This window comes from Streptomyces sp. NPDC007901, from assembly GCF_042959465.1.
GTDB lineage: Bacteria > Actinomycetota > Actinomycetes > Streptomycetales > Streptomycetaceae > Streptomyces.
Genome location: NZ_JBIBKW010000004.1, coordinates 14933 through 26488 on the forward strand (window position 1 = coordinate 14933; position 11556 = coordinate 26488).

The following is an 11556-nucleotide window of genomic DNA, read 5'->3' on the forward strand; positions in this document are numbered from 1 at the left end:
TTTCCGGTGGGTTGCCTGTCATCGTTGCCGTCGGCGACCTTGACGCTCCCTGAGTGCCGGTGAAAACTTCCGGTGTCGGTCGACATCGCCGTACATTCTCGGCGTATTCAGGCACTGCGCCATGGGCCGCTCCTGTCTCCAGGCCTGTCCCCCCATGGGCGATTCGGCTGCTACGGCACGCTCGTCACGGACGCCGGGCGGGGCGCGGGGCCTTCCCTGCCTTCGGCTGACGTCGCCAAGGGAACCGTTCCTGCTCGGAGCGCCGGGGTGATCCCCCGGCCAGCGCCCTAGGAGCCGCCATGAGCAACGGAGACATATTCGTCGGCGAAGTCATCGGCACCGCCATCCTGATCCTCTTCGGAGCCGGGGTCTGCGCCGCCGTCACCCTCAGACACTCCAAGGCCCGGGCCTCCGGCTGGGTGGTGATCGCGTTCGGCTGGGGGTTCGGCGTCCTCGCCGGCGCCTACACCGCCGCCCCTCTGTCCGGAGGGCAGCTCAACCCCGCCGTCACCATCGGCATCGCCGTGGACACCGGCGAGTGGGGCAAGGTCTGGGTCTATCTGCTCGGCCAGTTCACCGGCGCGATGCTGGGCGCCGTCCTGACCTACCTGGTCTACCTGGCCCAGTTCCAGGCCAACGTCCGCGACCAGGAGACAGGAGAGGAACCGACACCGACGCTCGGCATCTTCTCCACGATCCCGGAGATCCGGAACCCGGTCGCCAACCTCATCACCGAGATCATCGCGACGATCGCGCTGGTCCTGCCGATCCTCGCGTTCGGACTCACCAAGGGGCTCGGTGAGTCGGGCACCACCGTGCTGATCGTCTCGCTGCTCGTCGTCGGCATCGGACTGTCGCTCGGCGGGCCCACCGGCTATGCCATCAACCCGACCCGCGACCTCGGCCCGCGGATCGTGCACACCTTCCTGCCGATCCCCAACAAGGGCACCTCCGACTGGGGTTACGCCTGGATCCCGGTCGTCGGCCCGCTGGCCGGCGGGGCGCTCGCGGGCCTGATCTACAACGTGGCCTTCTGACTCGGCGCGGTCCCCAGAGGCACCGCGGCCCTCCCACCAACGCAGCCTTCCGACCAGCGACCAAGGGGCAGCCATGACGGACACCGCCGACACGTACGTCGCCGCGATCGACCAGGGCACCACGTCGAGCCGCTGCATCATCTTCGACCACGGCGGTGCCATCGTCGCCGTAGACCAGCGCGAGCACCGCCAGATCTTCCCCAAGCCTGGCTGGGTGGAGCACGACGCCACCGAGATCTGGTCCAAGGTGCAGGCCGTGGTCGCCGGGGCGCTCGCCAAGGCGGGGCTGCGCGCCGACCAGCTGAGCGCGCTCGGCATCACCAACCAGCGCGAGACGACCGTCCTGTGGGACCGGGCCACCGGCAAGCCCGTGCACAACGCGATCGTCTGGCAGGACACCCGCACCGCTGCGCTCTGCAACGAACTGGGCGGCAGCGACGGCCAGGACCGCTTCCGCGAGCAGACCGGACTGCCGTTGGCCAGCTACTTCTCCGGGCCCAAGGCGGCCTGGCTGCTGGACAACGTGCCCGGGCTGCGGGACCGGGCCGAGCGCGGTGAGATCGCCTTCGGGACCATCGACTCCTGGCTGATCTGGAACCTCACCGGCGGCACCGACGGCGGCCGGCACGTCACCGACGTCACCAACGCCGGGCGCACCATGCTGATGAACCTGGAGACCCTCCAGTGGGACGCCGCCATCCTCGCCGCGATGAACGTCCCCGAGGCGGTGCTGCCCGAGATCAGGTCCTCCGCCGAGATGTACGGCACCGCCGTCGGCCAGCTGGCCGGTGTGCCGGTGGCGTCTGCCCTGGGCGACCAGCAGGCGGCCGTGTTCGGGCAGGCCTGCTACGACGTCGGCACGGCGAAGAACACCTACGGGACGGGCAGTTTCCTGCTGCTCAACACGGGCAACCGGCCGGTGCCGTCCAAGAGCGGACTGCTGACGACGATGGGCTACAAGATCGGCGGCGAGGCCCCCGTGTACTGCCTGGAGGGTTCGATCGCCATCACGGGCGCGCTCGTCCAGTGGTTCCGCGACCAGCTCGGCATCATCCGCACCGCCGACGAGATCGAGACGCTCGCGGCGAGCGTCGACGACAACGGCGGCGCCTACATCGTGCCCGCCTTCTCCGGCCTGTTCGCGCCCTACTGGCGCTCGGACGCGCGCGGGGTCGTCACCGGACTCACCCGGTACGTCACCAAGGCGCACCTGGCCCGCGCGGTGCTCGAGGCGACGAGCTGGCAGACGCGGGAGGTCGTGGACGCCATGTACCAGGACTCCGGGGTGCAGATCACGACCCTGAAGGTGGACGGCGGCATGACCAAGAACAACCTCCTGATGCAGCACCAGGCCGACGTCCTCGGGGTGCCGGTGATCCGGCCCCGGGTCTCCGAGACGACCTGCCTGGGCGCCGCCTACGCGGCCGGCCTGGCGACCGGCGTCTGGAACGACCTGGACGAGCTCAAGTCGCACTGGCAGAAGGACGTGGAGTGGACGCCCGCCATGGCGGCTTCGGTGCGCGAGCGGGAGTACGCCAGCTGGCGCAAGGCGGTGGAGAAGAGCTTCGGCTGGATCGAGGAGGGCGACGAGTAACCCCCTGGGACCACGGCCCGTACCCCGGTCGGCGGGGGTACGGGCCGTGTCGCCGCCGTTCAGCCGGTGACGGCCCGCCGGCGGGCCGCCCCGTACGCCATCGCGTGCTGGACGACGCCGACGAGCACTTCCTTGACCGACTCGCGGTCCCGTGCGTCACAGAGCACGACGGGCACGTCCGCGTCGAGGTCGAGGGCCTGGCGGACGTCCTCCACCGGGTAGCGGGCCGCGTTCTCGAAGCAGTTGACGCCGATGACGAACGGTATGGAGCGCCGCTCGAAGTAGTCGACGGCGGCGAAGCAGTCCTCCAGGCGGCGGGTGTCGGCGAGCACGACGGCCCCCAGCGCGCCCTCGGACAGCTCGTCCCACATGAACCAGAACCGTTCCTGCCCGGGGGTGCCGAACAGGTACAGCACCAGGTCCTCGCGCAGGGTGATGCGGCCGAAGTCCATGGCGACAGTGGTGGTGTGCTTGCCCTCGACGCCGTTGGTGTCGTCGACCGGCCGCCCGGCTTCGGTGAGCAGCTCCTCGGTGCGCAGCGGCCTGATCTCGCTGACCGCGCCGACCAGGGTCGTCTTGCCCACGCCGAAGCCGCCTGCCACGAGGATCTTGAGCGTGACGGGTTCGACCGGGGGCTTGCCGCGCTCAGATCGGCCGAAGATCATCGGTCTCTTCTCCTGCTAGGTGGGGGTCGTTCCTGACGGGGGTTGGTGACGGACGTCCGTATCCGCCGCCGCCTGGGGTTTCGATGACGAGTACGTCGTCGGGGCCGACGTCCGCCGCGTCGCTGCCGCCGAGTCCGGTGACCGTGCCGTCGGCCCGCTCCACCCGGTTGGCGCCGAGTGCGCCGGGTGCGCCGCCCGCCATGCCGTACGGCGGGACGCGGCGGTGCTGGGAGAGGGTGGAGACGGTCATGGGTTCGAGGAAGCGGATCCGGCGGACCGCGCCGTCCCCGCCGTGCCAGTGGCCGGCGCCGCCGCTGCCCCGCCGTACGGCGAACTCGTCGAGGCGGACGGGCAGTCGCCACTCCAGGACTTCCGGGTCGGTGAGCCGGGAGTTGGTCATATGGGTCTGTACGACGCTCGCGCCGTGGAAACCGTCACCGGCGCCGGATCCGGAGGCGACGGTCTCGTAGTACTGGTGGCGCTCGTTGCCGAAGGTGACGTTGTTCATCGTCCCGGAGCCCTCGGCCTGGACGCCGAGGGCCGCGTAGAGGGCGCCCGTGATGGCCTGGGAGGTCTCGACGTTGCCCGCGACGACGGCGGCCGGCGGCTCGGGGGCGAGCATGGATCCGGGCGGTACGACGATGTCCAGGGGCCGCAGGCAGCCGTCGTTGAGCGGGATGTCGTCGGCGACCAGGGTGCGGAAGACGTACAGCACGGCCGCGTTGACCACCGAGAAGGGGGCGTTGAAGTTGGTGGCCAGCTGCGCGGAGGTGCCCGTGAAGTCGATGGTCGCGCGCCGGTCGTGGCGGTCCACGCGCACGCGTACGCGGATGACGGCGCCCGAGTCGGTCTCGTAGGCGTACTCGCCGTCGTCCAGGGCGTCGATAACGCGGCGGACCGCCTCTTCCGCGTTGTCCTGGACGTGCCGCATGTAGGCCTGGACGACGTCGAGGCCGAAGTCCTCGATCATGCGGGTGACCTCGTCGACGCCCTTGCGGTTGGCGGCGATCTGGGCGCGCAGGTCGGCGAGGTTGGTCTTCGGGTTGCGGGAGGGGTACGGCGCCTCGGTGAGCAGGCGGAGGGTCTCCGGCTCGCGGAAGCGGCCGTCCTCGGCGAGCAGCCAGTTGTCGAAGAGGACGCCTTCCTCCTCGATGGTGCGGCTGTTCGCCGGCATGGACCCGGGTGCGATGCCGCCGATCTCGGCGTGGTGGCCGCGGGAGGCGACGTAGAACCGGATCCGGTCACCCTCTGTGTCGAACACGGGCGTGACGACGGTGACGTCCGGCAGGTGGGTGCCGCCGTGGTACGGGTCGTTGACGGCGTAGGTGTCGCCGGGCCGCATCGAGGTGCCGCGGCGGCGGATGACCTCCTTGACGCTGGTGCCCATGGAGCCCAGGTGGACGGGGATGTGGGGGGCGTTGGCCACCAGGTTCCCGTCCGGGTCGAACAGGGCGCAGGAGAAGTCCAGGCGTTCCTTGATGTTGACGGACTGGGCCGTCGACTCCAGCCGGGCGCCCATCTGTTCGGCGATCGACATGAACAGGTTGTTGAAGACCTCGAGCAGGACCGGGTCGGCTTCCGTGTCGAGATCGGAACTCTGTGTGACCGTCGCGCGTTCCATGACCAGATGCCCGTCGTCGGTCGCCGCGGCCCGCCAGCCGTCGTCGACGACGGTGGTGGCACCGGCCTCGGTGACGAGCGCCGGGCCGGTGACGGGCACCCCGGGAGGCAGGTCCTCCCGGCGGTGGAGGGGTACGTCGCGCCAGGCGCCGCCGGTGTGGAGCCGGACGGCTTCCGAGGCGGCGGGGCGGCCCTCGTACGGGGCGAGGGCGGAGAGATCGGGGGGTGGGGTGATGCCGGTGGCTTCCACGGAAAGGGCTTCGACGACGACCGGGCGGTCGAGCGTGAAGGAGTACGTGGCGCGATGACGTTCTTCGAAGGCGTGTTTCATCGCGTCGGGCTCGGTGAGTTCGACGGTGAGGGTGGTGTCGGTGCCGTCGTAGCGGAGCTGGGCGCGGCGGGTGACCTCGATGTGGTCCTCAGGGACGTCCTCGGCGAGGAGTTCGGCGCGGGCCGCGGCCTCCAGGTCGTCGGCGGTCTTGCGGACGCCGGGCATGGCGGCGGGCTCCAGCGGGGCCTCGACGGACTGTTCGCGCATGGCGGTGGTGTCGGCGAGGCCGATGCCGAGTGCGGACAGGACACCGGCCATGGGCGGCACCAGGACGGTCCGGATGCCGAGCGAGTCGGCGACCATGCACGCGTGCTGCCCGCCGGCCCCGCCGAAGGTGGTGAGGGCGTAGCGGGTGACGTCGTGGCCCTTCTGGACGGAGATGCGCTTCACGGCGTTGGCGATGTTGGCCACGGCGATGCTCAGGTAGCCCTCGGCGACCTGCTCCGGGGTGCGGTCGTCGCCGGTCTGCTCGCGGATCTCCCGCGCCAGGCCGGCGAAGCGGTCCCGGACCAGATCCGCGTCCAGGGGCTGGTCCCCGCCGGGCCCGAACACCCGCGGGAAGTGGGCGGGTTGGATACGGCCGAGCATGACGTTGGCGTCGGTGACGGCGAGCGGGCCGCCGCCCCGGTAGCAGGCCGGGCCGGGGTCGGCACCGGCCGAGTCCGGCCCGACGCGGTAGCGGGAGCCGTCGAAGTGCAGCACCGAGCCGCCGCCCGCGGCGACGGTGTGGATGTCCAGCATGGGCGCGCGCAGCCGGACGCCCGCGATCTGCGTGGTGAAGACCCGCTCGTACTCGCCCGCGTAGTGGGACACGTCGGTGGAGGTGCCGCCCATGTCGAAGCCGATGACCCGGTCGAAGCCGGCGAGCCGCGACATCCGGGCCATGCCGACGATCCCGCCGGCCGGGCCGGAGAGGATGGCGTCCTTGCCGCGGAACTGACCGGCCTCGGCGAGGCCTCCGTTGGACTGCATGAACATCAGCCGCACGCCTTCGAGTGCGTCGGCGACCTGCCGGACGTAGCGGCGCAGCACGGGCGACAGGTAGGCGTCCACGACGGCGGTGTCGCCTCGCGGGATGAGCTTCATCAGCGGACTGACCTCGCTGGACAGCGAGATCTGCGGGAAGCCGGTGCGGGCGGCCAGCTCGCCGATCGCCTGCTCGTGGGCGGGGTGGAGGTAGCTGTGCATGCAGACGACGGCGACGGCGCGGATCCCGTCGTCGTACGCCTCCCGCAGCGGGCCGGACAGCGCGTCCAGGTCGGGGGCGCGCAGGACGGTGCCGTCGGCGGCGACGCGCTCGTCGGCCTCGACGACCCGTTCGTACAGCAGCTCGGGCAGGTCGATGCGGCGGGCGAAAATACGGGGGCGGTTCTGGTAGGCGATGCGCAGGGCGTCGCGGAAGCCGCGCGTGATGACGAGAAGGGTGCGTTCGCCCTTGCGTTCCAGGAGCGCGTTGGTGGCGACGGTGGTGCCCATGCGGACCGCGTCGACGGCAGCGACGGGGTCGCCGGAGCCGCCGAGGAGTTCGCGGACGCCTGCCACGGCCGCGTCGGCGTACCGCGCGGGGTTGTCGGAGAGCAGTTTGTGGGTGAGCAGCCGGCCGTCCGGGCGCCGTGCGACGACGTCGGTGAACGTACCGCCACGGTCGACCCAGAACTGCCAGCCTGTCACGTCACTACTCCGCTTCCGCGCCGGTCACAGCGCCCGGAGGCCGTTGATCACGTCGCGCAGAATACTCTCGTCCACCAGTTCCGCCGGGGGCACCGGGCGGTTGACATGGACGAGTTCCCCGTCGACGAGGTCGCCGATGAGGACCCGGACCACTCCGATGGGGAGATCGAGTTCCGAAGCCAGCTCGGCGACCGACTGCGGGACGTCGCGGCAGAGCTCGACGATGTCCACGTGCTCCGGGGAGAGTGTCCGGTCGGCCTCCGGGTCGTCCGCGTGGGGCTCCGTGACGACCACCGCGATCAGATCGAGGCGGTGCTGGGCCGCACTGGTGGTGCGGCCACGCGTCATGGCGTACGGACGGACGACCGGGCCGGCCTCGTCGTCGAACCAGTGACTTCTTCCCTGACCGTCTCCGCTCATGTCACTCCACTACCCGCCCGAGGGCAGGTCGGTGCGCGGAGCGGACCCCAGATGTATGCCGACCCGCTTGACCAGGAGCGTCATCTCGTACGCGACCTGGCCGACGTCGGAGTCGGCATCGGAGAGGACGGCGAGGCAGCTGCCGTCGCCGGCCGCCGTGACGAACAGGAAGGCCTCGTCGAGCTCGACGACGGTCTGCCGGACGGTACCCGCCTCGAAGTGGCGTCCCACGCCCTTGGCGAGGCTGTGGAAGCCGGAGGCCACGGCCGCCAGGTGCTCGCTGTCCTCTCTGGTGAGGTCCTTGGAGACGCCGGTGGGCAGGCCGTCGCCGGAGAGCACGACGGCCTTGCGGATGCTGGCGACCCGGTCCACGAGGTCGTCCAGGAGCCAGTTCAGCTCCCGCTTGTTCGTCGCCGTGTGGCTGGTCGCCTTCGGATCGGTCATCGACCGTCCCCCTTAGTCGTTCCTTGTGCTATGCCGTTCCGGGACCCGTCGCCCGCGGTGTTCTCCTCACGGCCGCGCTGCCAGCCACGCTGGAGCGAGGCCATGCGGCTGCGCACCTCGTCGGCGTCGCGCTCGGCGGGTTCCGCCGCGCGCGTGGCGGGTCGTGTCGGGTCCTGTCGCAGCTGCGGGGCCAGGTTGGCCTGCCGTACCCGCTTGGGCAGCGGCCGGGTGCCGGATGCGGCCTCCGGGGGTGTGCTGCCGAGGGGCGGGACGGAGTCTTCGGTGCCGCTGTCGGCAGCGGTGGGCTCGGCGTGGCGGGCGCGCCGGGGCAGGGCGGGGAGCCCGGCGGGTTCGCCGGGGCCGCCGGTCGCGGGGCCCGGGTGGTCCGCGGCGCGGTCGGCCGGGCCGGCGGCGCGCTGCGGGGACGGGTCGGTGCGGCGGCGGGAGGGCAGCGGGGCGAGTCCGCCCGGTTCGGGGCGGGCCGGGTCCGGCTCGTCCGGCTCGGCGCGGCGGGAGCGCTGCTCGGTGACGGGCTTGCCGTGCGAGCTGACCAGCTTGGGCGTGCGCCGCGTGGGCAGCGGCACGGGGCTGTCGGCGCGCTCGTCGCGGAAGCCGTCCGCGGTCTCCAGGGCCGGCTGGTGAAGTTCGCTCACGGCGGGGGTGGGGTCGTCCGCGCGGCCGAGGGAGCGGCGGTGGCGGAACAGCCCGCCGCGCTCGCTGTCCTCGTCGGCGAGGGCGCCCGGGAAGCCGTCCAGCGCGTCCAGGTCGACGGGTGCCTCCAGCTCGACCGGCCCGTCCAGGAGTGCGGCCGGACGGCCGGGCCGCTGCGCCGGCATCTGGGTCAGGGCTGCGGTGCGGCCCTCCTCGGGTTCGGCCTCCTGCGAGGGCCGGTCGAGGCGGAACCCGATGCCGTTGGTGTCGGGGACGTCGTCGGTCAGCAGCACGTCGGGGATGAAGACGACGGCGGTGGTGCCGCCGTAGGGGGACGGCTGGAGCGAGACCCGGACGTTCTGGCGCTGGGCGAGGCGGCTGACCACGAACAGGCCGAGCCGGTCGGTGTCGGAGAGCTCGAACTCGGGGGTCTCGGCGAGCCGCAGGTTGGCGTCCAGGAGCGCCTCGGCCGCCATGCCGAGGCCGCGGTCGTGGATCTCCAGGGTGAATCCGTTGGCGACACGTTCGCCGAGCACCTGGACGGCGGTGTGCGGGGGCGAGAACACCGTGGCGTTCTCCAGGAGTTCGGCCACCAGGTGGGTGAGGTCGGCGACGGCGGGGCCGGTGACGGCGACGCGGGGCAGCCGACGGACCTCGATGCGCTCGTAGTCCTCGACCTCGGCCACCGCGGCACGCACCACGTCCATCAGCTGGACGGGCCGACGCCACTGCCGCGAGGGTGCCGCGCCGGAGAGGATCACCAGGCCTTCTGCGTGCCGGCGCATACGGGTGGTGAGGTGGTCCAGGCGGAAGAGGTCGGCGAGTTCGTCGGTGTCCTCGGTCCGGCGTTCCATGGTGTCGAGCAGGGTGAGCTGCTTGTGCAGCAGGACCTGGCTGCGGCGGGCGAGGTTGACGAAGACCTCGGAGACACCGGAGCGCAGTTCGGCCTGCTTGACGGCGGCCTCCACGGCGGCGCGCTGCAGGGTGTTGAGGGCCTGGCCGACCTCGCCCATCTCGTTCTTGTCGTACTCCAGGCGCGGGACCTCGGTCTCCACGTCGACCTGTTCGCCCGCGGACAGCCGGCGCATCACGCTCGGCAGCCGGACTCCGGAGGCCTCGTGCGCCTCCTGGCGCAGCAGTCGCAGGTCGCGGATGAGGCCGCGGCCGACCCGGACGGACACGACGAGCGAGAACAGCAGGGCGACCAGGCCGAGGACACCGACGGCGGCCGCCCGGACGATCACGCTGATGACGGCGGGCCGGACCCGGTCCTGATAGCGGTCGGCGGCCTGGTCGTCGAGGTCGCCCAGGTCCTTGAGGACGTTGCCCGCGGCGGAGTCCCAGCTCTTCGCGCCGACGTCGTCCGGCAGGCCCGACCCGGCGGCGATGACGGACTTCTCGGCCGCCCGGAGCGAGGCGGCGGTGGCGTTGCTCCAGAAGCGGTCGAAGCGGTCGCGTTCGGCGGACGGCAGCAGCGGCAGGCCGATGTTGTACAGGAGGGTGCGCTGGGCGACGAGGTCGGCGATCTCACGGGTCTCGTCGCGGGAGAGCTTCCCGACCACCAGGGCGGAGCCGAGCAGGGCGTCCTCGCGGGAGACGAGTTCGCGGGCGAGCGTGATGTTGTCGAGGGCGCGGGCCTGCTTCTCCAACTCGACGTCGCTGGGCCCGTCGAGGGTGGTGAGCAGCGCGAAGCACGGGTCGACGAGACGGTTGTAGAGATCGAAGGCCTGGGCCCGGTCGACCGTGCCCTCCTCGACGCTGCGACGCAGGGTGTCGATGCCCTCGAAGGCGTCAAACACGGCCGAGAGGCCCTCTCTGTCGTCGGCGTCCATCCCGTCGAGGGCGCCCTGCTTCTTTGCGTTCCTGCGGAGTTCGGCGACGGCGCTGTCGGTGGCGGCGCGCGTGCGGTGCAGGGCGGTCAGCGCGTCGGCGGCGCGCGGGTCGGCGAGATAGACGAGGGTCTGCCGGCGTTCCTGCTGCAGGACCCGGGTGGTGTCCTCGGTGGGGTAGCCGATGTCCTCGATGACGGACGAGACCTGGAACAGTCTGGTGACCTCGTGTCCCGTCAGTACGGTCGCGAAGCCCCAGACCGCGGCCAGGGACACCAGCGGCACGAGAAGCAGCGCCACGATCTTCCGGCGGATCGACTTCCCGCGAAAGCGCATGTCCTCCCCCTGCTCGTCCCCCGCCGGCCGGGGGTACATATGTGCGTCAACAAACGGCGTGAGCCTACTACCGCCACATGGATAACTCGAAGGCGTGTCCGGACGATGAACTTCCGCGCCGGGGTCGGCACATGACGAACGGGCAGGGAGAGTTGTCCGGGCATTGCGGGAGATTGCCACCGCGGTCACGCCGAGTTCGTGCGAGTGGGGCGGGAACGGTACGAAGGATCAGTTGGCCGGAATTTTTCGCTGGTTGGGAATCATCGGGCGAGTTCGTTCGTCCTTGTACATGGGAGATGGGTGCGGAATCGGCCACAGGAGCCGCATCTCGCATCCGGGCGGCGTAAAACAGCGCAAGCCGGGCAGCCACTGGGGAGCCGGGGTCGTCGGACACCGGTGCGAGGAGTCTGCCGGCGGTGGGGAGTGACACGTTGATGGGGACGGCTCAGCGGCGCTTGGCGCCCGAGGACGACGCGGTGGTGCGCTCGACGGCGCGACCGGGACCCGGGGCACGTACGCGACAGCAGGTGCCGTACCGGCCGCTGTGGGTCGAGGAGCCCGCCAAGCGGTACCGGATGCCGGATCCGGTGCGTACCTCGGCCGTGCGGGCGGTGATCATCATCGCGGTCACGCTGATCCAGGCCATGGTGGCGTTCTTCTGCACGATGGCGGAGTCCTGGCTGGCGTTCCCGATGGTGATCAGCAGCGTGGCCAGCACGGTGGTGGCCACTTGGAGCGCGGTCGACGTGCTGGTGACCCGGCAGGTGTGGAGCCAGCGCAACGGCGTGGTCTCGGAGCCGAGCAGCACGGCGCGCGCGTTGCGCCGCGAGCGGCGGGCGGCCCGGCGCCAGGAGCGGGCCGCCGAGCGCGAACAGGAGCGGATACGGCGGCGCGGCGGCAACGCCGGGCAGCTGTCCCACCCCTGAGCGCACCACAGGCGACGCGGGCGACACACGGG

At 71.4% G+C, this 11556-nt stretch carries 8 protein-coding genes; 3 read left to right on the forward strand and 5 right to left on the reverse strand.

Annotated features, from left to right (window positions below; translation table 11 throughout):
- The first annotated feature begins 299 nt into the window (after positions 1 to 299).
- Both ACFZDK_RS14725 and glpK read left to right on the forward strand, forming a co-directional pair.
- The gene (locus ACFZDK_RS14725) at positions 300 to 1037 is read left to right on the forward strand and encodes an MIP/aquaporin family protein (RefSeq protein WP_359224660.1); all 738 of its coding nucleotides are present in this window, start codon (positions 300 to 302) and stop codon (positions 1035 to 1037) included.
- Positions 1038 to 1110: 73 nt separating this feature from the next.
- The gene (glpK, locus tag ACFZDK_RS14730; protein ID WP_390972564.1) at positions 1111 to 2631 is read left to right on the forward strand and encodes a glycerol kinase GlpK; all 1521 of its coding nucleotides are present in this window, start codon (positions 1111 to 1113) and stop codon (positions 2629 to 2631) included.
- 59 nt (positions 2632 to 2690) lie between these two features.
- Here glpK and ACFZDK_RS14735 read toward each other — a convergent pair whose 3' ends face one another.
- The 5 genes from ACFZDK_RS14735 to ACFZDK_RS14755 are packed head-to-tail and all read right to left on the reverse strand — an operon-like array spanning position 2691 to position 10598.
- Positions 2691 to 3296: an ATP/GTP-binding protein gene (locus ACFZDK_RS14735; protein WP_390972565.1), complete on the reverse strand. Its 606-nt coding sequence runs from the start codon at positions 3294 to 3296 to the stop codon at positions 2691 to 2693.
- Complete coding sequence (locus ACFZDK_RS14740) at positions 3277 to 6918, reverse strand: hydantoinase B/oxoprolinase family protein (protein WP_390972567.1); 3642 nt, start codon at positions 6916 to 6918, stop codon at positions 3277 to 3279. Before ACFZDK_RS14740 ends, ACFZDK_RS14735 begins: the two co-directional genes overlap by 20 nt.
- Positions 6919 to 6942: 24 nt before the next feature.
- Positions 6943 to 7338, reverse strand: a complete 396-nt coding sequence (locus ACFZDK_RS14745; protein ID WP_355722724.1) for a DUF742 domain-containing protein — start codon at positions 7336 to 7338, stop codon at positions 6943 to 6945.
- 9 nt (positions 7339 to 7347) lie between these two features.
- On the reverse strand, positions 7348 to 7782 hold the full coding sequence (locus ACFZDK_RS14750) for a roadblock/LC7 domain-containing protein (RefSeq protein WP_355722721.1): 435 nt from the start codon (positions 7780 to 7782) through the stop codon (positions 7348 to 7350).
- Positions 7779 to 10598 carry a nitrate- and nitrite sensing domain-containing protein gene (locus ACFZDK_RS14755; RefSeq protein WP_390972570.1) on the reverse strand — a complete coding sequence of 940 codons (2820 nt, stop codon included), beginning with the start codon at positions 10596 to 10598 and terminating at the stop codon, positions 7779 to 7781. Before ACFZDK_RS14755 ends, ACFZDK_RS14750 begins: the two co-directional genes overlap by 4 nt.
- 434 nt (positions 10599 to 11032) lie before the next feature.
- Here ACFZDK_RS14755 and ACFZDK_RS14760 point away from each other — a divergent pair, with 434 nt between their 5' ends.
- Positions 11033 to 11524: a hypothetical protein gene (locus ACFZDK_RS14760; protein ID WP_390972572.1), complete on the forward strand. Its 492-nt coding sequence runs from the start codon at positions 11033 to 11035 to the stop codon at positions 11522 to 11524.
- The last annotated feature ends 32 nt before the right edge of the window (positions 11525 to 11556 follow it).